Raw genomic sequence first — 21,558 nt, 5'->3', positions numbered from 1 at the left:
ATCCAGGCGCGCTTCAACTTCGCCATCGTTCTCCGATGTTAACCAGCCACCCAAGAAGTTGAAGCGCACCCTATCCCCTTTTCCCCCTGCTTATAAAGCAGTATGTTGAATTTAAGCCTGACCGCTCATCATATCGATGAACACAGGCACAACATGCGGATCAAAATGTATCCCGATCTGTTCCTTGATGTATTGAATGGCCTTCTCCATCGGCCAGCCTGGTCTGTAAGGGCGGTTTGAGGTCAGGGCGTCAAATACATCCACCACAGCAAAAATTCGCGCGGCCAGCGGGATATCCTTGCCTGCAAGCCGATCCGGGTATCCTTCGCCATTCCATTTTTCATGGTGAGAGCGGGGAATATCCAGCGCAGGCGCAAGGTGTTCAATGGGCGCGAGCAATTCCACGGCGATCAATGGATGGCGCCGCATGATCGTCCATTCTTCATCAGTCAATGGTCCGGGCTTGAGCAGGATGCTATCCGGGATCGCGACCTTGCCAATGTCGTGCAGCATTGCGCCTCGGTGAATGTGTGTGAGTTCAGTGCGACCAATTCCCATCCGCTCTGCCAGCCTGACAGTCAATTCAGTCACACGGCGGGAATGCTCCTCGGTCTCCTTGTTTCGCAAGTCGAGCGCACGTGACCAGCCTTCGATCACCTTGTCATAGGCGAGAACCAATTCCGCGTTGGAACGCTGGAGATGTTTGAACAGCATGGCATTGTCTATGGCGATGGCGGCCTGCCCCGCGAGTGTTTCCATGTAGTTTTGCCAGTCACGATCTGCTTCGAGCCGCGAGCGATGGAAAATTTCCAGCACGCCCACGGGCTGACCTCTTGCGATCAGTGGAACAGCGTAATAAGCGATAAAGCCTTCCTGCATCAAAAAAGGCGATCTTTGAAACGCCGCAGGGTGTGAAATCAAATTGTCGATATAAAGTACAGATCGTTCAAGCACGGCCTTCCCAGCGTACTCCTCGCCGACTTGCAGACGGGTATACTGCAACGCCTGAGTGGTAAAGCCCGCGTCTGCCGCGAATTCGAGAAGCTGCGTTTGCGGGTCAAACAACAATATGCAGGCCGCATCGACATTCAATTGCACGCGCACATGATCGAGGATGGTTGACAGCACCGGTTGCAGATCCGATTCAGAGGTGATGGCCAGGTCTATGGAACGCAAGGCCGCCAATTGACCAAACTGACGCATGATCGTCTCTTCAGAGGTTTTGTGCCGTGAGATATCGCGAACCAGCATGATGAGCTGCCCGTTCGTGAGCGTGACCAGCCGCGATTCGAACCAGCGTTTGCCAATCTGGGACTTAAGCGAGTATTCAAAGAATGTGACCCGACTCCCGGCGCGATGCCTGCTTAACACATCCTCGATCTTTGCGCCGACATCCGCAGGCATGACATCCTGTATTCTCCGCAGCATGAATTTATCCGGCGAGGTGTACAGGTTGGTCATACTGCCAGCTTTAAAATCCAAAATCGTTCCATCGGAATCGAGGATAAACAACAGGTCATCAAAGGCCTGAAAGATGGCCCATAATTGTTGATTGGCATCCGGCATGTTTTGCAGGGAAATTTCTGTGATCATTTTTGAGAAAAGCACCAGTTTACAAAGGTCCATGACCTGTAGCGTGGCGCAGAACCTTTCAAGAAATAAGTTTCATTAAGGCAGGCAAATCAATAATTGTTGCTTAATGAACGGCTGACCTGTTTTGCCAGGTCGGAAAGGGAGGTGGCGCGGATGGAAACGATCAGGTCGCGCTCCTCTTTGCTAAGGGGGAATCCTTCGCCAAGGTAGCCTTTGTTCAGGGCTGTGTTTGGATCTTCAAGAAGCAGGTCACAAAATTGCTTGTTGACCAATGCTGCTGAAAAAACGCGGCTTATGCCATGTGAAACTCCTTGGTTGGGAGCCGCTTTGACGGACACTGTCCTTTGATAAGTAAATGGAGCGAGCATAGTTATGGTCCTCTATTTTCTGATAAATGATTAGTCGGACGGGCAAGTATCCAAAAGGCGCCGATCGCGATAAAAACGTCACCGAGGCTGAATGCCACTTGGTAGGGGAACCATGCCGCGGGTAGAAAGCGATCCGCCAGCCCCTCGAGGCGGGTATCTTGCGGGTGGAGGAGAATGTCCTTTGGGCCGATGCGGCTCCCGGGTTGGATATCCAGTAGTGCTTCTTCGGAGATCAGACGGCTTGCTGTTTGCGGGCTGATCGGCATGAAACCGCTGTTGGTTGTCATCACTGCCAGATTCAGGACCACACCACAGATCAGAATCGGCATGCCGATAATTTTTCGGTTTAGCCAGGCAAACCCAAGTAACAAGACCTGCGAGAGTGTCAGGCAAACCGCATCCAGCCAGTCTGGAAAAAGCTCGGGCAATTGGATGGCAACGAACTGCGGCAGGTAGGCGGTGAAGGCAAGCCCAAAATGCCTAAGCTCGGGAGGGTGATACGGGGTTTTGTGGCCGTATGCCCACACCAGCCCAATGACCAGCCCGGCCACCAGGGAAAGCAGGAGGATCACTTATTTTCCAACTTCGCCGCCATCCAAAGGAGCCCCGGTGCCGAGGAGGAGCGCAGCCAATGACACAATCACCAAAATCAACTGGATTTGCTGGCGGTCGATCTTCTGAGCAAAGAAAGCGAGGGAAGCGAGTTGGTTTTTCATGGTTCATCCTTTTTGTTACGATCAGTTTGGTTCGTTGCAAACAGGATACGAGCCACCAGGCTTCAAAACAGGCTTCAAAACATTAGATTCCGCCCCTCACCCTGCCCTCTACCCTACGGGCAGATGTCCCAAAATCCCGAGTAAAACCGGGGTGAGGACTGAACGAGTTAAAAGAAAACAGCCGTCCAAAAATGTTTTTTGGACGGCTGTTTTTAGAGAAATTTGGGTTATGTCTTTTACGAGATCAGGCGTTTGTATAGATCCCGTGTTTCTTTTGAGGGAGGCAGGCCAAGTTCGCGCTGCATAACCTCTTCACAGGTTTGGTAGGTACGCATGATTGCAGGGCGGTCACCCATGCGATGATAAATCTGCATCAACAGGGCATACGCCGCTTCAAAAGTGACCTCATAATCCAGCGCACGCTGACAGACCGCCAGCGCACGCTCCCACTGGGCCTGTTTGTAAAGCAGCTCCCCCAGCGTGATAAGCGTTGAAAGATAGACCTGGCTGAGGCGCTCGCGTTCGAGCATCACCCAGTCGGCGTAGATATCCTCGAGAAAGGGGCCATGCACAAGGTCAACGGCCGTTTGATAATATTCGATCTGCTTCATGGGGTCGGTCGTGGACCTGGCGCGGGAGAGGAATGCTTCGAACGCTTCGACATCGTACTCAAAATCGAGGGAGCGGTTGAATTTGTACAGCGCATCTTCATAAGCCACGATCTCCTGCCCGACCGCGCGGCGCAGACGGTAGATCTCGTTTTTGAAACGCAGCTTCAGTTTGTGCGGCTCGTCCATTTCAGGCCAGAGGATCTCGGAGATCTGTTCCTTGGTAAGCGGCCTTGGGGTGGTGAGGAAGAAAAAGAACAGGTCACGCACAGATTGGGTCTGCCAGTCTGAAAGCGATAATGTTTTTCCACCCACACCCACCAGCGCGTGCCCAAAGGCTTGAATGACCATGTGCGGATTGGGCATCTGCACGACATGCGCCATGCGGTGAAGTTGACGACGGGTGGCTGGCAATTTCGCCGCGAGACGGCCGGCACGGGTCAGCAGGTCACCGACCATGCGCCCGACTTCATGATTGGATTGCAATCCGCTCAACCATTCGCGCGCCTGATGAATCGCAATCAGGGTGGGATGAATAACCTGTCCGCGGCCATCTGCGATGGGTTTGATGGTCTGACCGATCATCCCGCTATTTTTCGATCCGTGATACGCCGCTGCCAGCCAGACGCGGCAGGTATCCCCTTCCAGTTTTCGTCCATCTTCGGAGAAACAACCGATTGCCTCCTCCAACTCCTGCACAGCAGCAGAGGGATTCCCCTGCAGCAGAGACAGGCGACCAAGGGCCATTTTAAGGAGACCCTTCTCATATAACGAAGCATTGGAACGGATCAACTCCCGCTCTTCGTTAATGAGTCGGAGCGCCTCTGTGGGGTCTTTTTGCAACAAGGCCAATCCGGCCTGGGCTACGCTCAGGTAGAAAATAAGAAAACGGTCATCGATTCTGCGGGCGATCTCCTCACCGTGGCGATAATTACTTTGCGCCACGCCAAAATCCTCCAACTCAGTATACAAATCACCCAGCCCGGTCGAGATCAGCGCCTGCATGCGAGTGGATCCACTGCGTTGAGCGCAAATCAGTCCATCTTCGAATGCAACGGCAGCCTTTTCATATTCACCGTATGCCTGATGGAGAATGGCAAGGTTATTCAATAAGATGGCCTGCCATAACAGGTCGCCTTTGCTTTTCCAAATTTGAAGCGCTTTTTCATAGGAGACGCCCGCCTCGGAATAATTTCCGAGGGTTTGGTATGCCATACCCGTTTCCATATACAGGATTGGGATGCTGGAAACATCGTTCAGGCGCAGGTAAATATTTAACGAATTATCCAGGAATTCAACCGCCTGCCGCGCCTGTCCCAACCGATACAAGGCCAGTCCCTTTACCCGCAAAGCCTCCGCAAATAGAAACTGCAGATCATCCTGCGTTTCGGTCAGGCCGATCACTTCATCCGCATCGCGTACAGATGCATCGAATTCGCCCAAAGTACGATGAACAATACCGCGCCGGACCAAGGTGCGGGCCAGTCCCTCGATGTTCTCATTCTTGCGGAAGGTCTGCGCGGCTTGATCCAACAGCGCCAGACCTTCGTGCATATTGCCGCGGGAAGAGGCAATGACACCCCGAATGGAAAGCAGCTCGGGATGAGATCGCAGCATGGATGGAGGCAGGTCGTTCAACCACGACTCCAATGTCACTTTCATATGCACGATCATATCCTTCGAGGCGCGCTCGATCATCGCAACCAGGACTTGATTGTCGTTCAACTGTTTGTAAATGTAGTGAGCTTTCTCCCACTCCGCCATATCTTCATAGGCGTGTCCAAGCCGCGCCAGAATCGGCCTGACCTCATCAGGGTGTGTCGACTCGAATTTTTTCCGCAGGAAATCACGGAAAAGATGATGGTAACGCAGCCACCTGCCATCGGCGCCGACAGGCAAAACAAAGAGGTTGTTTTGCACCACAGCGCTGATCAGTCCCTGCCAGTTCTGCGGCTCTTCATACAATGGGGAAAGAACCGTCTGACAAAGCCCCGCGTCAAACTCGCCAAGCATGGAAGTACGCAGGATAAAATCGCGCAACGCTGCGGGCTGGCGGTCCAACACCTGTTGGTTGAGAAAATCTGAAAGCCCCACTCCGGTTTGTGATGTGGGTAGGGTGCCGCTCCCTGAGAACTGCAAGCCAGCGATCCAGCCTTCGGTCGTTTCGATCATCTTCCGTGCTTCATCATCGGAAATATGCAGATTGTTATTCTGAGCCAGCAACGCCTGGATCTCATCCATGGCAAATGCGAGGTCGGTAAAACCCAACCCGCCCACCTGGTCACGCGCCACCATCAGCGGCAGATCTGGAAGGCTGGTGAGTACACGTGAAGAAATGATCACATGACAGTTTTCATCCACAAGCTGGATGAAGCGATTCAAAAAAGCCTGGATCGGCTGCACATTTTCAACAATATGGAAATCGTCGAAGACAAAAATAAAATGCTCATGGATGTGCTCGTAGGCCTCATTGACCAGCGTCACCAGCATCCTTTCCATGTCCTGCTCAAGCGAGGTCAGATTGCCAAGCATGGACGTGGATTGCTTCCCAAAACCCGGGAAACGCTCGGCAAGCGCCGCGATCAGATAAGCAATAAAACGCTGCGGCTCGCGGTCCATTTCATCCAGCGCAAGCCAGCAGCAAGCCAGGTCACTTTGATTCGCAAAATCGATCAACAGGGAAGTTTTTCCATACCCAGCAGGAGCGGATACCAGAATAAGTTTTTTATCCAGCGACTCGAACAAAAAATCCACCAGCCGTTTGCGGGTGAGCAACTCGGCGCGGCGGCGCGGCGGAATGATCTTGGTCTTACTGATCGGGATGGATGCCATTGGAATACCCGGTACTTTGAGAGTGCATCACACGCACCATCAATCAATCACCTGATTGATTGGACGTTCTTCTCCTCCATCATTTTACATGCAATCCCCGCGAAAACGAATGCAGTAACATTATAATCAGGCGCACATGCCCACGCCCGAATCCATCCTGAAATCCATTTTTGGTTACGATACCTTCAAGCCGCTGCAACGTGAGATCATCACCAACGTGCAGGCGCGGCGCGATACGCTTGTCGTCATGCCTACGGGCGGCGGCAAATCGCTCACTTATCAAGTCCCTGCATTGCTATTCGACGGGCTGACCGTTGTCGTCTCGCCTTTGATCGCCCTGATGAAAGATCAAGTGGAACAACTCAACGCATTGGGCGTGCCCGCCGTTTTCCTCAACAGCTCGCTTTCGCAGGAGGAATATCAGGCGAATATGGACTCGGTGAAAAGCGGACAGTCCAAGCTGCTGTATGTGGCGCCTGAGACCTTACTGACTCCCAGGATTTACTCGCTTCTTTCCGCGCTGAAGCTTGATCTGCTTGCGATCGACGAAGCTCACTGCATCTCAGAGTGGGGACATGACTTCCGCCCTGAATACCGCCAGCTTGTGGATGTGCGCCGCAAATTTCCTTCCGCCGTGTGCATGGCATTGACCGCCACCGCCACACCGCGAGTCCGCGCGGATATTGCGGCCTCGCTTGGGTTTACGCAATCGAATGAATTTCTCGCTTCTTTCAACAGGGAAAATCTTTTCATCGAAGTGGCTCCCAAACGCGAACCCATCGCACAGACCTTGCGCTTCCTCGAAAATTTCAAAGACCAATCGGGCATCATCTACTGCTTCTCGCGCAAACAGGTGGATGAACTCGCCGCGACTCTGGCGCGCCATAAATATTCGGTGCGCCCCTATCACGCAGGCCTCGAAGACTCAGACCGCAGACGGAATCAGGAAGCCTTCATTCGCGATGATGCGCAGATCATCGTGGCGACCATCGCCTTTGGCATGGGCATCAACAAACCGAACGTGCGCTTCGTCATTCATTTCGACCTGCCGAAAAGCATCGAGAGCTATTATCAGGAGATTGGCCGCGCGGGGCGCGACGGCCTGCCCGCACATTGTCTGCTGCTTTACAGCTACGGCGACGCAAGCAAGATCCGTTATTTCATTGATCAAAAAGAGGAACCCGAGCGCAGCGCATCCTATCAACATTTGGATGCGATGACGCGCTATGCCGAAGGAAATATTTGCAGGCGCAAGCCGCTGCTTTCGTATTTCGGCGAGACCTTCGCGCAGGAAAATTGCGGCACCTGTGACAATTGCAACAGCGAGCCCGCCGACCAACAGGACATCACGGTGGCTGTGCAAAAATTATTATCCTGTGTCAAACGCAGCGGGGAACGATTCGGTGCGGCACATGTGGTGGATATTCTGCTCGGCTCAAAAAACGAGAAGATCGAAAAATACAGGCACCATGAACTATCCACCTACGGCATTGGCAGGGAATTGACCAAGAGTCAGTGGATGCATCTCAGCCGTCAACTGGTGGAGCGGGGATTGTTGAATCAGGAACCGACCTATCGGGTGTTGTCAGTCACTGATAAAGGGCTGGAAATGCTCAAATCGCGGGAGCAGATTCTCGGTCAAATAAATGAAGCGAAGAAGAGTGAAAGGGCCAGCGCGCGAATCAAGTCGTCGCTTGATTCTGAATATGACAGGTCATTATTCGCCTTGCTTCGAAACAGAAGAAAAGAACTGGCCGATGAATCAGGCATTCCGCCCTATGTGGTCTTCTCCGATAAAACGCTGGTGGAGATGGCGATGTATTTTCCGCAGGGACGCGAGAGCCTGTTGAATATCAGCGGCGTGGGCAAGGTCAAGTTCGAGCGTTACGGCATGCCGTTCCTTGAGATCATCAAGGAATATTGCAGGTCGAACAAGATCGATGAAAAATTCAAAGCGCCCGCGCGCGAAAAGGATGACGCAGGCCGAAGATACATGACCGTGGGCGATGCCTACAACTCGGGCGAAAGCGTGCAATCTTTGATGAAGCAGTACAATGTGAGTGCCGATACGATCCTGAATCATCTGGCGCGTTTCATCATGGCGGGCAATCCACTGCGCTCGGCAGAGGATTTGATCGCATTGTCGAACCTTGACCCTGATCAACAAATGGCGATCTTCAAAGCCTTCGACAAACACGGCTCCGACATGTTGAAGCCCGTGTACGATGCAATGGGCGGCAAAGTGAATTACGACGAGTTGAGAATTCTGCGCTTGTGTTACTTATGTGAGAAAAGATAAGCAATGACACCATCCAAATACGTGAATAAACTCTGGCAGCAGGCGGTGCAAATTATGCACACGCTCAACGAGCGCACGAATGGCTGGTTGTGGGTGCTGGCAAATTCCATCAAGCAAACCCTGATGCCCAATACGGCGATCATGGCTTCGGCCATTGCTTATATTTCGCTTTTCTCGCTCTTTCCTTTAATTCTGCTGAGCATTTCGCTTGCAAGTTTCAGCTTTGGTTTTGAGATGATAGACCAGCATGAGACCATCCGAAGATTGGAATTTATCGCGCCAGCATTGGGACAACTGTTGGGCCAAAACATCGACGAAGTCATCCGCGCCCGTGGATCGGTCACTGGTTTCGCCCTGCTCAGTTTGATCTGGTCAGCCTCGACGATCTTTTACGCCCTAAACCACACTTTGAATGATGTCTGGAACATCAAGCAGCGCCGCTCTGCGTGGAAACGGCGGGGGGCCTCCATTCTCTTCGTTTTGGTATTTGTCGGCCCCACCCTTTTTTTGATCTCGCTGGCAGGCAGTGTGATTGCCAATATCCGCTTGTGGCTGCCAGACCTGATCCTGCCGTTCGGGTACGGCATCAGCCTGCTTTTGACTCTCATGCTTGATGTCCTGTTATTCATGATCCTGTACATGATCCTTCCGCATGGAAATTCCACCTGGCGCGAGGTTGCACCTGGGGCCATTGGGGCAGGCTTGTCTTGGGAATTTGCCAAGCGGGCCTTTCTATCTTTTGTTTCCACCTACATCTCGATCACCAATCTGGTCTATGGCACCGTGGCAACTATCATCGCCTTTCTGTTATGGGCCTATATCAGCAGTCTCATTTTTATCTTCGGGGCTTATTTGAGCGTTTCGTATTGGCAGTTGAAGCAACCGCCAAAGCAAACATGATTTTTTAAGCCAACCGTAAGATTTATAAATGAACATGCGTGCTATAATCTTTTTTAGCCCATGTCCTTCGCCCACTTACACGTCCATACCGAATACTCCCTGCTCGACGGCTTCTCGAATATCAAGAAGCTGGTCAAACGCGTCAAAGAGCTGAACATGGAACATGTGGCCATCACCGACCATGGCACCATGTTCGGGGTGATCGATTTCTATAAAGCCGCCAAAGCGGAAGGGGTCAAGCCGATCATCGGGCTGGAAGCCTATATGGCCGCGCGCACGATGAAAGATAAGGATTCGAAGCTCGATCGTTCGTCCACGCACCTGCTTCTGCTTGCGGAGAATGAAACTGGCTACAAGAATCTTTTGAAGATCGCCTCTGCCGCGCAGATGGAAGGCTTCTATTATTATCCGCGCATTGACCATGACTTCCTCGCCTCCCATTCCGAAGGCTTGATCGCCACCTCGGGCTGTATGTCGGCGGAAATTCCGCGCGCGCTGTTGAATGAAAACCCTGCGGAAGCCGTGAAAAAATGGGACTGGTATGCCGATGTCTTTGGCCGTGACCGCTTCTTTGTGGAATTGCAGCAGCACAACATCAAAGAGATCACCGACTTAAATAAACAGCTGCTCAGTTTGGGCGCACGTTACGAAGCGCGATTCATCGCCACCAACGATGTGCATTACGTAAATCAAGCGGATGCGCGCCTGCAGGATATTCTGCTCGCGATCCAGACCAACTCCACGCTCAACGATCCCAGCCGCATGAAGATGAGCGACGACTCGTATTATCTGCGCTCGCCTTTGGAGATGAGCAAGATCTTCTCCGAAGTGCCAGATGCGTTAAGCAACACCCTGCTCATCGCCGAACGCTGCAACGTGGACTTGGGATTCAAAGGCTATCACCTGCCCGAGTTCACCGTCCCGGAAGGGTACACACCGGAAACGTATCTGCGCTCGCTGTGTCAGCAAGGGGCGAAGGACAAATTCAAAGAAGACGCTTCCAGCCAAAAGGTCCAGGAAAGACTCGAGTACGAATTAAGCGTCGTCCACACCATGGGATTCGATGCCTACTTCCTCATCGTGTGGGACTTGTGTACCTTCGCCCGCGATCATGGCATCTGGTACAACGCGCGCGGTTCGGCGGCTGGTTCGATCATCGCGTACACGCTCGATATTACGCGGGTTGACCCGCTTGAACATGCGCTCATCTTTGAACGCTTCCTCAACCCGGGGCGCGTCTCGATGCCTGATATTGATCTCGACTTCCGCGATGATCGCCGTTCCAAGATGCTGGAATATTGCTCGAACAAATACGGTTCAGACAAGGTCGCGCAGATCATCACCTTCGGCACGATGGGATCGAAAGCCGCCCTGCGTGATGTGGCGCGTGTGATGGAAATTCCATTGCCCGAAATTGACAAGGTTGCAAAACTTGTGCCTTTCGTTTCAGGCCGCGCAACCACCATGAAGGACGCGATGGAAGTCGCCGAATTCAAACAGATCTACGATAACCAGCCGCACCTGCGCGAAGTGATCGACATTGCCGCGCGCATGGAAGGGACCGTCCGCAATGCGGGCACACATGCGGCGGGCGTGGTCATCTCCGATCATCCCATCGAAGAGTATCTGCCGCTTCACCGTCCCACATCCAATTCAGAAGAAACGCCCATCAAGTCGGTGACCCAATTCGAAATGGGTATTCTCGATTCGCTGGGCATGTTGAAAGTGGACTTCCTCGGCCTCATCACGTTGACGGTTATGGCGCGTGCCTGCGACCACATCTTCAAACGTCACGGCATTAAATTTGACCTGAACAATATTCCCATTGATGATCCCAAATCATTTGAGTTGATGGGCGCGGGACAAACCGCTGGCGTCTTCCAGGTGGAAGGCGGCGGCATGACGCGCTGGCTCGTGCAGATGAAGCCGAAGAATCTGGATAACATCATCGCGATGGTCGCGTTGTATCGTCCCGGCCCGATGGCCTTCATCCCTGATTACATCTCGCGTATGCACGGCGAATCGGAAGTGGAATACCGCCACCCCGCCATGGAGCCGATCTTCAAAGACACCTTCGGCATTCCTGTTTATCAGGAACAGCTCATGCGCGCCGCCGTGGAACTCGCAGGCTACACACCTTCCGAGTCAGATGAACTGCGCAAGGCCATTTCCAAAAAGAAAAAGAAGACATCGATAAACACCGCGCCAAGTTCGTGAAAGGCGCAGTTGAAAAAGGCATGGATCAATCCGTTGCCGACGCGATCTACATGGATTGGGAAGAGTTCGCGAGGTATGGATTTAATAAGTCCCATGCGGCAGACTACGGCGTTATCGCTGTGCAAACGGCATATCTCAAAGCGCATTATCCAGCCGAATACATGGCGGCGCTCATGTCCGCTTCGGCGGGACAGACTGAAAAGATCGCGATCTACGTTGCAGACGCGCGCTCGATGGGCGTGCCTGTGCTTGCGCCCGACATCAACGCATCACTTTGGGATTTTGCAATTGAAGATGTTGAAGATACAGCCAATAACAAAAAAGTCCCCAGCGTCCGCTTCGGGCTTGGCGCGATCAAGAACGTCAGCGAGAATGCGGTGGAGATCATCGTCGAAGCGCGCAACGAAGGCAAGTTCATCGACCTGAACGACTTCGCCCGCCGCGTAGACTTACGCGCCGTTGGCAAACGCTCGCTTGAATGTCTCATCAAAGTTGGCGCGCTTGATCAGTTCGGCAACCGCGCATCCATGCTCGGCTCGCTTGACCGCATCGTCGCCATCAGCAGCAATCACTTCCGCGCCGCAGATGCGGGGCAGATGAGTCTCTTCGGCACCACCACAGGCATCATCGAAGAGATCACCCTGCCCGAAGTGAAAGATGTTGAAAAGCGCGACATGCTCAATTGGGAGCGCGAACTCATCGGCCTGTACATTTCCGATCATCCGCTCAACGAATTCCAAACCCAGCTCGCGCACATCGTCAGCTATTTTTCGGGCCAGCTCTCCGAAGCCAGCCACGAAGAAAAAGTCCGCGTGGCGGGGCTCATCAGCGTCGTGCGCCCGTACACCACAAAAACCGGCAAGCCCATGGGCTTCGTCACCATCGAAGACATTCAAGGCAACATCGAACTCGTGCTCTTCCCCAAGACCTGGGAAAAATTCCGCGAAACCCTCACCGTCGGGCAGATCGTCATCGTCGAAGGCAAGGTGGATCAAGGTAACCCGCCTGCAAAAATTCTCGTGGATATTGTCCGCACCGAGATCAATATGACTGTGCCTGCGGATGACCAATACGGCAAGCAGGATCTAACTCCCAAGCCTTTGCTCCCGCGCGCAGAAGCGGACGCACCCCTCAGACCACAAACGCCTCAACCCAAACCGACACCCTTCGATCAAACTCAGGGCAGGCCTGCTCCCGTCCAAAAAGCGACTCAGCCGCCGCAGCAGAAGCCAGCCGAATCAACGAATCAGCGAGTCAGCGTTCCGCAAGTTGCCGAACCTGCTCCCGTTTACGTCACCCCCATTTCACCCGTGGACGACGACATGCCGCCGCCACCCGATAACTTCCCCGACGGCTGGGAGAATGAATGGCAGCCATCCTTCGACGAAGCCGCCATCGCATCCAAGCCTGAGCCGAAGTTCAAGAAAAACGAAGAAGTGACTCCGCCGCTGGTGACTCGCGCTGTCGCAGCGTTGACGAATGCCGATGAAGTGGATCAGGCCGAAGACAAGCACGAAGCGATCCTTCCATCGCTCTACGTCCCGCTCGTAAAAGAGAATAAGGACAAGGAACATCCGCCCCAGCAGATCACCATCATCCTGCGCTCCACAGGCGATCATGAACGCGATAAGCGCCGCATCAAGACCCTGTACGGCACGCTCATCTCGCATCACGGGCGCGATAAATTCAGTTTTCAAATTTTCGAGAACGGCAAGGGACATCTGATCGATTTCCCCAACGACACCACCCGCATCTGCCCCGAGCTGCTCGAACGGCTCAAAAAGCTCATGGGCGAAGAAAGCTGGCGCGTGGAACCGATCACGTTTCAGTAGATACCAAAGTGACAGCCACTTTAATGTGACTGTCACTTTTTATTTTACAAAGCACCTCGGAGGTCCATTACAATGGGGCTCATGAGCACAAACCTTCTCGAACTGGCCCGCAAAAACGGAAACCCTGTCATCGAAGGGAATCATGTCACCTTTGTGTGGAAAGGGAAGTCCGCGCCGTGTTTGATCGACGACATCCACGAATGGGAGGAGAATCCGCAAAAGCTAACTCGTATTGCGCCCGACCTGTGGACCTATTCGCTTGACCTAAATCGAGATGCCTATCTCGAATATTCCTTTTATGATCCGCGCACAAAGAGACGTGTCAAAGACCCGTTGAACAAGAACACGGTTTTCAACGGCATCAAACACTACAATCATTTCTTTTACATGCCCGAGGCGGGGCCGACCTTGTACGCCGTCAAACGCAAAGGCATACCGAGCGGAAAAGTCACCCGTCACCTCGCCGACACGTGGATGATCGAAGAAGGCGGCGAGCGTGAGTTGTATCTCTACCAGCCGCCCGTCAACGGGCCCGTGCCGCTGCTGCTCGTCTACGACGGTGTCGATTATCTCAAGCGCGCCAGGCTCAACGTCATCGTGGATAATCTCATTCACGAGAAGCGCATCCAGCCGATCGCAATGGCGTTCGTGCAAAATGGCGGAAAACGCCGCGGCGTGGAATATGCCTGTTCCGATGCGACCTTGATGACGGTCGAACATTCCATTTTGCCTTTCGCGGCGAAAAAATTAAACCTGCTCAATATCAAACAGCAACGCGGCGGGTATGGCGTGCTGGGCGCATCCTTCGGTGGATTGATGTCCATGTACACAGGGCTGCGCCTGCCCGATATCTTCGGCAAGGTCATCGTTCAATCGGGTGTCTTCGAAGCCGAGGGGCGCGATTTCGTTGCCGTGGACCTGATCCGTTTAAAGGTATCGCGCGAGATCAAGATCTGGATGACGATCGGTCAATTCGATTGGCTGCTGAATGACAACCGCCGTCTGCAGCCGATGATGCGTGAAAACGGCTACGACGTCACCTATCGCGAGGCGGGTGCGGGGCACAACTACGCTTTCTGGCGCGATGAACTTCCACGCGCATTGGAGGCGATGTTCCCTTTATGATCCTCGCCACGTTATGCTATGTCAAAAAAGATGGACAGACCTTGATGATCCATCGCAACAAACGCCCGAACGACATCCACGAAGGCAAGTGGAATGGTCTCGGCGGGAAATTCGAAAAGGGCGAATCGCCCGAGGAATGTGTCATTCGTGAGGTTTGGGAGGAATCGGGGTTGACGATCCACGCTCCGCGTTTGCATGGCCTGCTGACCTTTACCAACTTCAAGGGCAACAACTGGTATGTGTATGTCTTTACAGCGCACGATTTCGAAGGCAGGTTATTACAGGAAGTCCCAGAAGGTAAATTGGAATGGATCCCCGACGATGAAGTGCTCAACCTTCCACTATGGGACAGCGACCAGGTCTTCCTGCCGTGGTTGGCGCAGGGACGTTTCTTCTCCGCGAAAATTCAATTACGATGGAGATCGATTTATCAATCACGCTGTGGCGTTTTATTAACTGACAGGGAAGTGTATTTCTTAAAGATCCCGCTGATTAAAAATACTGACCGCAGCCATCAATGCAACTACCAGATAAAACACCGCATACCCGATCATCAACGGGCTGGGAACTGATGTTGTCCCAAAGGGAGACATGCCCAACGCCCCGGAAATGGGCGACTGCATTTCAAAGGCCGCGCGTCGCCAGAGCGCTTCACTCGGGATGATGAGGCTGGTCACGATCCCAACACGGATCGCTGTTTGATTTTGAAAGACCGCGCCAATCTGTTCCACCCAGCCGCCGATGAAGGACATCCCATACAACCCGAATACCACGCCGCCTGTCGCCAGCCCGGATAAAAAGCTGGAGCAGGAAAGTGAAATGGTCATGATCAGCAGGGACTCGAGGTAAATCAGAAGCAATCCCTGTAAAACATTTCGTGCCGCATATCCCGATTGAATCCACACACTGAGCACCGTCCCCCCAGACATCAATAATGAGTAGCCAGCCAGCAGGATCGCAAAGCCAAGCCACTTGCCGAGCACTACATTCGAGCGGCGCACGGGTTTGGTGACAATGGTTTGGATCGTGCCGGAGATGATCTCGCCGGAGAGTGTGTCTGCGCCGAGCAATGCTCCCATTGCGGCGGAGAGAAAGGTGACGGCATACAAACCAGCCAGCATCAAAACATTGACACCCTCGTTGACCATGATGCTCCCGAACGCGCCTGTCTCTTCACTTGCGCGATCATAGGCATTGACGTACACCATGCGAAATCCCAGCGAGAAAACTGTCAGGAACAACAGACCAAGTACCAGTCCGTAAGAACGATGCGTCGTCGAATGGCTTCGCGGAAAGTCATGCGGGCAATAATCCAGGTCCTTTTCATAATCCGCTGTCCTTTCCCAGTGTTTCAATGAAAATTTCTTCGAGCGAGAGTCGATTGGGAGTCAACGCATAGACCTGCACACCTCGCTCCACCAAATGACGATTGATCTCGGGCAGGTCACTATCCTGGCGGATGGTCATGGTCAGATGATCGCCATCCACGCGGATGTCGTCACCCCATTGCGCCAGCCCGGAAAGGATCTCAGGTGTAAGCCCAATGGCACGGATGGTCAGCATCGAAGCGTTTTTGTCCAGCGAAGACATTTCCATCACACGCACCACTTCGCCGTGACGGATGAACGCCACACGATTACAGGTGACTTCGATCTCGCTCAGGAGATGCGAGTTGAGAAACACACTCGTGCCTTCTTCGCGCAATTCATGAATGATGTCACGCACAAGCCTGCGCCCAACAGGGTCCAGACCTGAAGTGGGTTCGTCCAAAAACACGAGCGCGGGGTGATTCATCAACGCCTGCGCCAGGCCGATGCGCTGCAACATACCTTTGGAAAATGTGCGCAGTTGTTTATGACGGAATTCGATCAAGCCCACGCGTTCCAGTAATTCATCGCGACGAAGATACAAGCTGCGCGAATCCATGCCGAGCAATTCGCCGTGTAATTCAAGGAATTCATTTGCCGTCAGCCATTCCTGAAAACGGAAATGCTCAGGCAGAAATCCGATTCGTGCCAAGGTGGCGCGATCCCCAATGGCGCACCCAATAATGTCCCCGTGCCCGAGGTAGGCGCAACCAACCCCAGCAACATCTTGATGGAAGTGGTCTTGCCTGCACCGTTTGGCCCCAAAAAACCGAACACCTCACCCTGCTCTACTTGCAGGGTGAGGCCTTTGACTGCGGCTTGGGTACCGAATTCTTTTCTCAGGTTTTCGGTCTTGATCGCTGGAATGCTCATGAATATATTTTATACGAAGAATAACGGACTCCAACAACTCGTATCGTTGGAGTCCGTTTTATGTTACGGAAGAGCTTCCACCATTTGAAAGGCACGGGCAGTATCTGTGCCTGATCCGCTGATGGAGTACACAATTCCATCCTTGACCCAAAGCAATACGTATTCCGATGAATATTCGGTCGTGCGCTGAATGAGCTTGCCGGTCACGCCGTCAATCGAAACATCGGCATGGGTGGCGGCATTGCGCGGAATGGGGATCACGAGGGTGGAAGTCCAATCGATGGTGCCGGTGAAGGCTTCGGCATCTTCGCGGCTCATGCCGGTGAATTCCAAACCGATCTGGGCAAGCTCGGCCATGTCCACACCATCAGGGGCGTTGACGATGGGGCTGGTCATCTGCGAGAAGACGATGCAATCCGGGTAGCTTTCACGCGGACCGTCCATTTCATCCATGGCGGGTTTATCTGTTTGAGGTTCAGGGCAGGTTCCGAACGTGGTATTCACCGTGGAGGGAATGCTGACCGCGATCTTTGCGCCGTCGATGGATTCAGGCAGAACGAGGTCGGCGCGACCCGCTTCTTCGAGCAAAGCCTGCGCCTTGGCCCGATCAACTGTCAGTGTGAATGCCGCGGAGTCTGTCACATAGATTTTCGCAGGCGCCGCATCAGCAGGCAGGCGCACGTTAAATCCCGCACTTGCGCTGGCTTCCTCCGCATTGGCAACCACTACAGGCTCACCGGGTTCGTCTGTAACTTCGGTCGAACTTGAAACCAATTCGCTCAAACGTCCGCTGAGGGCTTCATTGCCGGTCAGGCTTTCCAGGCCGGTCGAATCGATCGGAAGCACGGCCACCTGTTGAACACGGAACAGATTCAACAACTCGCCTGCAAGGGCGCGGGTGGTGGGGAAGGCCATCAACAACGCCATCAATAAAACAGCGATCGCGCCAACGCGCACGACGGGAAACGCAAATAATTTTTTAAACATGGATATCTCCTTTTGATTTAAATATTCCTGGGTAAAACGGCTCCACGCAGACCGAGCCGATGGAACAGGTTCGATCCCCTTGATTCAAAAACGACAGCCGATTCGCGCTGCGAAGGTGTTCCTGCTTCAATTGCAGCAGGCGGGTCTGACATTCGGGGCAGGCATCTAGGTGAAGCAACAGACCTTCCTCTAATTCAGCATCGAGGGATGCGCGCAATTCTCCATCGGTCAAATGTCTCTTCATAGTTCCTCCCGGGTCAGCACCCGATAACACTCTTCGAATTCACGTTCAGCTCTCACCAGCAGCGGCCCAATGGATGTGGGAGAGAGCCCAAGGGACGCGGCGATCTCCTTGTAGGACAGTCCCGAATAACGCAGGACCAGCAACTGCGACTGCCGCTCATTCATTTTTGCCAAAGCGCGGCGCGCGAGTGCCTGCTCCTCTGCCTGCTCATGGATGACCGTAGGACGCGCCTCGGGAGATTCTTCAAGTGCGAATCTTCCCGCTTCGATCTCATAACGTTCACGCCGTTTGAAACTGCGGATCGAACGCAGCCCGAGATTGGTCGCCACTCGATACAGCCATCCTCCCGTTTGAAACCCATCCACTTTGCGGGGATGATGTTGATACAAACGAAAAAATGTCTCCAGCGCCAGGTCTTCCGCTTCGGCAGGGTCGCCCACAAGTCGTTTCAGGATGCGGTAGACATACGCCCAATACTCCCTGAAAACAGACTCAAACTCCCGCGAGTCTGACTCAGCCTCGGATGTCTTCAGCAATTCAGTTTTGCGCTTCTTCATTAACTGAATCATACTCTTGTGCAGCCAGTTTCGGTCATTTGTGATTGAGCCTGCTCCAACCATATAACCCCGCCCGCAATGGAAATGAGACAGAAAAACCGAAGCAGGAGTCCAGTACAATGGAGAAGCGAAAACATTCGATGACCAGTTGCTCAACGCCGGAGGAGAAATCATGAGACTCGAAACCATTACTCGCATCCCCAAAAATCAAACACACGAAACGCCTCTGCTCTTTATCCACGGCATGTGGCATGGCGCATGGTGCTGGGATGAATTCTTTCTGCCCTTCTTCGCAGACAAGGGTTATCACGTCACCGCTTTAAGTTTGCGCGGACATGCTGGCAGTGAAGGGACAATACGCGGAAACAAAATTGCGGATTATCTCAGCGATGTGGAACAAATCGCAAAAACGCTTCCGACTCCCCCAGCCTTGATCGGCCATTCGATGGGCGGATTTCTCACCCAGAAATATCTTGAAAGAAACAATGCGCCCGCGGCCGTTCTGCTGGCATCCAATCCACATTTTGGGTTGTGGCCCACCTTTCTACGTATCGCCGCACAACGCCCAATCACTTTATTCAAGGTGTTGACGCAGCTGCGTTTGTACCCCGTTGTTGAAACACCTGAAGCCGCGCGCTGGGCTTTGTTCTCAAAAGACATGCCAGAGGAACAAGTCCTAAAATATCATAAAAAACTGAACGACGAATCCTTCCGCATGTTTCTCGATTTGCTCGGGTTGAATCTGGCCCGCCCCAAAAAGATCAAGACACCCCTGCTCATCCTCGGCGCCGAATTCGATAATGCCATCACCGCCAGCCAGGTGCATGCCACGGCGCATGGATATGGTTTACAAGCGGAGATATTCCCGCACATGGCGCACAACATGATGGTCGAAGCAGGCTGGAAATCGGTTGCCGAAAGAATTCTGAACTGGCTAAATGAAAAAGGAGTATGACCATGAAAAAGTCATTTATCGGTATCACCGTCTTGGCCATCGTCACATTGGCATGTTCCACCCTGATGCCAGCGGCAAACAATGCCGAGCCAACGGTTGCGGAACCAGGTGTCGGCGCAACGAATGCCCCTTCACAAGATACAGCTTCCCGTTTGGAAGGACTCGGCAGCTATCCATGTCCGGATAGCGATTTCATCTGCGTCAAGCTGCCCGTTCCGCTGAATCATTTCGATCCGTCTGATTCGCGCATGATCGATGTCGTCTTTGGCGTGCTGCCCGCGACAGGCGAACGCAAGGGCATGTTCGTCACCGCCACCGGCGGACCTGGCAGCGCGGGCCTCGCCAGCGCAGATAGTTACACCGCCACGATGGACCCAGCCATTCCCGAGCAGTATGACATCGTATTCTTCGACCAGCGCGGCGTGGGGCAATCGGGAAATTTGCAATGCGTGAACGCGACCGCGAAATATTATCTTTCCGATTTCGATACAAGCACACCGGAAAAGGAAGCCGCGCTTTTGGAAACTGCGCGCACGTTCGCGAGTGAATGCGTGGCTGAAATGGGCAATCCCGATATCCTGCCCTATCTCGGTACCGCGCAAGCCGTGGAAGATCTGGAAATTTTCAGGCAAGTGATCGGCGATGAAAAATTCTGGTTGTACGGCGAAAGCTATGGAACCCAATATGCACAAACTTATGCGGCGGCGCACCCCGATCATTTGGCGGGGATGATCCTAGACGGCACCGTTGACCTCACACTTTCAGGCGTGGAATATTATGTTCAACAAACCGCCGCCTTCAACAATGCATTGCAATTAACGCTCGAAGCCTGCAACGCAGACGATATTTGCGCCGAGACCATGGGCGGCGGGGATGCCATCGCCGCATACAATAAACTTTCGCAAAGACTCAAACAAGAACCAATCGAATTCGATTTCCCACTGCCTTCAGGCGGTGTTGCAAAACGCGCCTTCACTTTTTCAGACCTCGAAACATCGGCCACAGGATATATGTATTCAGAAACGCTGCGCATGATGTTCCTGCGCGCGCTGGCCGCCTATTCGCGCAATGAAGATATCGTTCCAATGGCACGCATTCTCTATAATTCACTTGCCATCGATCCCGAAACGCTCGAAGCCATGATCGATCCATCCTATTCAGATGCGATCTACTACGGGGTGGAATGCCAGGATTACAGTTACTTCAGCGGCACACCCGGAGGAACGCGGCGCGGCTTTGATGCAGGCGGGCAATGAAGTGGAACAAACCGTTTCAAATTTCTCTTCGCTCTTTTACGGCGATATTCCCTGCCTGTTCTGGCCGAATGCAGTTGAAAACGCCGCCCGCCCCGCGCCGCTCACTGCGGATGGAATTCCCACGCTGGTTCTGGGCGCCATCGCTGATCCTGCCACGCCGGTCTCGAATGGCATCAATGTCTTTCGCCGCCTCGATGACGGTTATCTCGTCACCCAGGAAGGCGGTCCGCATGTTACGTATGGCGTTGGCTCTGCATGTGTCGATGCGATCGTCACCGAGTTTATGGTCAACGGCCAGCCGCCATCTGAACGTGAATCCACCTGCGAAGGGGTCGTCGCCGATGAATTCGTTCCGCTTCTGCCGCTTGACGCAAAAGAGTTCAGCGATCCGCTCGAAGCGCTGTCCATGATCGATGATGAAATTTACTATCTGCCCGAATATTATTATTGGGATTATTTCACGCCCACCTCCATTGGATGCCCATTCGGCGGTGTGATGTCTTTCGAAGCGACGGATACCAGCGATTCATTCTCACTCGAAGCCTGCTCGTTCACAAGCGGCTTTTCTCTCACCGGCAGCGGACTCAACAACTACGACGACGGGACATTCACCCTCGAAGTGACCGTGAGCGGACTGAAAGAAGGAACGCTCACCTACATCCGTGACGCTGAAGGCACACGAAGCGTCAGCGGTGAATATGGCGGCGAGGCTGTGGAACTTTCAAGGTAGGCGTTTGGGCAGTCATCAATAAAAGGATCGGCGTTTTTTACACAGCCTGCATCCCGATTTTCTTTAAACGACAAATCCACAAATTATCTTCGTGGATTT

General features: G+C 53.2%; 20 protein-coding genes. 9 read left to right on the top strand and 11 right to left on the bottom strand.

Annotated features, from left to right (window positions below):
• Positions 1-111: 111 nt before the first annotated feature.
• The 5 genes from IPI86_RS02595 to IPI86_RS02575 all read right to left on the bottom strand — a co-directional run bounded on the left by IPI86_RS02595 (position 112) and on the right by IPI86_RS02575 (position 6,117).
• Positions 112-1,593: an HD domain-containing phosphohydrolase gene (locus IPI86_RS02595; RefSeq protein ID WP_345296420.1), complete on the bottom strand. Its 1,482-nt coding sequence runs from the start codon at positions 1,591-1,593 to the stop codon at positions 112-114.
• Positions 1,594-1,682: 89 nt separating this feature from the next.
• Entirely contained in the window at positions 1,683-1,961 is a 279-nt protein-coding gene (locus IPI86_RS02590) for a hypothetical protein (protein ID WP_345296419.1), read from the bottom strand.
• Positions 1,962-1,963: 2 nt separating this feature from the next.
• Positions 1,964-2,533 carry a DUF5317 family protein gene (locus tag IPI86_RS02585; RefSeq protein WP_345296418.1) on the bottom strand — a complete coding sequence of 190 codons (570 nt, stop codon included), beginning with the start codon at positions 2,531-2,533 and terminating at the stop codon, positions 1,964-1,966.
• The gene (locus IPI86_RS02580) at positions 2,534-2,677 is read right to left on the bottom strand and encodes a hypothetical protein (RefSeq protein ID WP_345296417.1); all 144 of its coding nucleotides are present in this window, start codon (positions 2,675-2,677) and stop codon (positions 2,534-2,536) included.
• Between the two features lie 236 nt (positions 2,678-2,913).
• Complete coding sequence (locus IPI86_RS02575; protein WP_345296416.1) at positions 2,914-6,117, bottom strand: tetratricopeptide repeat protein; 3,204 nt, start codon at positions 6,115-6,117, stop codon at positions 2,914-2,916.
• A gap of 136 nt (positions 6,118-6,253) precedes the next feature.
• Between IPI86_RS02575 and recQ the strand changes: the two genes are divergently transcribed.
• The 6 genes from recQ to IPI86_RS02545 all read left to right on the top strand — a co-directional run bounded on the left by recQ (position 6,254) and on the right by IPI86_RS02545 (position 15,062).
• Positions 6,254-8,416: a DNA helicase RecQ gene (recQ, locus tag IPI86_RS02570; protein ID WP_345296415.1), complete on the top strand. Its 2,163-nt coding sequence runs from the start codon at positions 6,254-6,256 to the stop codon at positions 8,414-8,416.
• 3 nt (positions 8,417-8,419) lie between these two features.
• Complete coding sequence (locus IPI86_RS02565; RefSeq protein WP_345296414.1) at positions 8,420-9,316, top strand: YihY/virulence factor BrkB family protein; 897 nt, start codon at positions 8,420-8,422, stop codon at positions 9,314-9,316.
• 60 nt (positions 9,317-9,376) lie between these two features.
• Positions 9,377-11,533, top strand: coding sequence for a DNA polymerase III subunit alpha (dnaE, locus tag IPI86_RS02560; protein ID WP_345296413.1), 2,157 nt, complete (start codon positions 9,377-9,379; stop codon positions 11,531-11,533).
• Positions 11,534-11,553: 20 nt separating this feature from the next.
• Positions 11,554-13,365, top strand: a complete 1,812-nt coding sequence (locus IPI86_RS02555; protein WP_345296412.1) for an OB-fold nucleic acid binding domain-containing protein — start codon at positions 11,554-11,556, stop codon at positions 13,363-13,365.
• An 81-nt stretch (positions 13,366-13,446) separates the two neighbouring features.
• Positions 13,447-14,490: an alpha/beta hydrolase-fold protein gene (locus tag IPI86_RS02550; protein WP_345296411.1), complete on the top strand. Its 1,044-nt coding sequence runs from the start codon at positions 13,447-13,449 to the stop codon at positions 14,488-14,490.
• Positions 14,487-15,062 carry an 8-oxo-dGTP diphosphatase gene (locus tag IPI86_RS02545; protein WP_345296410.1) on the top strand — a complete coding sequence of 192 codons (576 nt, stop codon included), beginning with the start codon at positions 14,487-14,489 and terminating at the stop codon, positions 15,060-15,062. Before IPI86_RS02550 ends, IPI86_RS02545 begins: the two co-directional genes overlap by 4 nt.
• Here the strand turns inward: IPI86_RS02545 and IPI86_RS02540 are convergent.
• The 6 genes from IPI86_RS02540 to IPI86_RS02515 form a co-directional block, all read right to left on the bottom strand.
• Positions 14,967-15,845, bottom strand: coding sequence for an ABC transporter permease (locus IPI86_RS02540; protein WP_345296409.1), 879 nt, complete (start codon positions 15,843-15,845; stop codon positions 14,967-14,969). The two genes, IPI86_RS02545 and IPI86_RS02540, sit on opposite strands and share 96 nt — an antisense overlap.
• Positions 15,814-16,509, bottom strand: coding sequence for an ABC transporter ATP-binding protein (locus tag IPI86_RS02535; RefSeq protein ID WP_345296408.1), 696 nt, complete (start codon positions 16,507-16,509; stop codon positions 15,814-15,816). The genes IPI86_RS02540 and IPI86_RS02535 overlap by 32 nt, the downstream gene beginning before the upstream one ends.
• Complete coding sequence (locus IPI86_RS02530) at positions 16,458-16,730, bottom strand: ATP-binding cassette domain-containing protein (protein ID WP_345296407.1); 273 nt, start codon at positions 16,728-16,730, stop codon at positions 16,458-16,460. Before IPI86_RS02530 ends, IPI86_RS02535 begins: the two co-directional genes overlap by 52 nt.
• Before the next feature lie 63 nt (positions 16,731-16,793).
• Positions 16,794-17,717 (bottom strand): hypothetical protein, encoded by a 924-nt coding sequence (locus IPI86_RS02525; RefSeq protein ID WP_345296406.1) that lies wholly within the window; start codon positions 17,715-17,717, stop codon positions 16,794-16,796.
• Positions 17,710-17,961 carry a hypothetical protein gene (locus IPI86_RS02520; RefSeq protein ID WP_345296405.1) on the bottom strand — a complete coding sequence of 84 codons (252 nt, stop codon included), beginning with the start codon at positions 17,959-17,961 and terminating at the stop codon, positions 17,710-17,712. Before IPI86_RS02520 ends, IPI86_RS02525 begins: the two co-directional genes overlap by 8 nt.
• Positions 17,958-18,518, bottom strand: coding sequence for a sigma-70 family RNA polymerase sigma factor (locus IPI86_RS02515; protein WP_345296404.1), 561 nt, complete (start codon positions 18,516-18,518; stop codon positions 17,958-17,960). The genes IPI86_RS02520 and IPI86_RS02515 overlap by 4 nt, the downstream gene beginning before the upstream one ends.
• A gap of 172 nt (positions 18,519-18,690) precedes the next feature.
• On the opposite strand from IPI86_RS02515, the gene IPI86_RS02510 reads away from it, so the two are divergent.
• From IPI86_RS02510 to IPI86_RS02500, 3 genes are read left to right on the top strand one after another with little or no spacing between them, the layout of a single operon-like run.
• Entirely contained in the window at positions 18,691-19,473 is a 783-nt protein-coding gene (locus IPI86_RS02510) for an alpha/beta fold hydrolase (protein WP_345296403.1), read from the top strand.
• Between the two features lie 2 nt (positions 19,474-19,475).
• A complete protein-coding gene (locus tag IPI86_RS02505) occupies positions 19,476-20,729 on the top strand; it encodes an alpha/beta fold hydrolase (protein ID WP_345296402.1) in 1,254 nt (417 codons plus the stop codon).
• A complete protein-coding gene (locus IPI86_RS02500; RefSeq protein ID WP_345296401.1) occupies positions 20,713-21,459 on the top strand; it encodes an alpha/beta hydrolase in 747 nt (248 codons plus the stop codon). The genes IPI86_RS02505 and IPI86_RS02500 overlap by 17 nt, the downstream gene beginning before the upstream one ends.
• Positions 21,460-21,558 lie beyond the last annotated feature (99 nt).

The organism is Candidatus Villigracilis affinis (genome assembly GCF_016705895.1).
Taxonomy (GTDB): domain Bacteria; phylum Chloroflexota; class Anaerolineae; order Anaerolineales; family Villigracilaceae; genus Villigracilis; species Villigracilis affinis.
The sequence above is the reverse complement of the archived record's forward strand: the minus strand, read 5'-3'. Positions and strand labels throughout refer to the sequence as shown.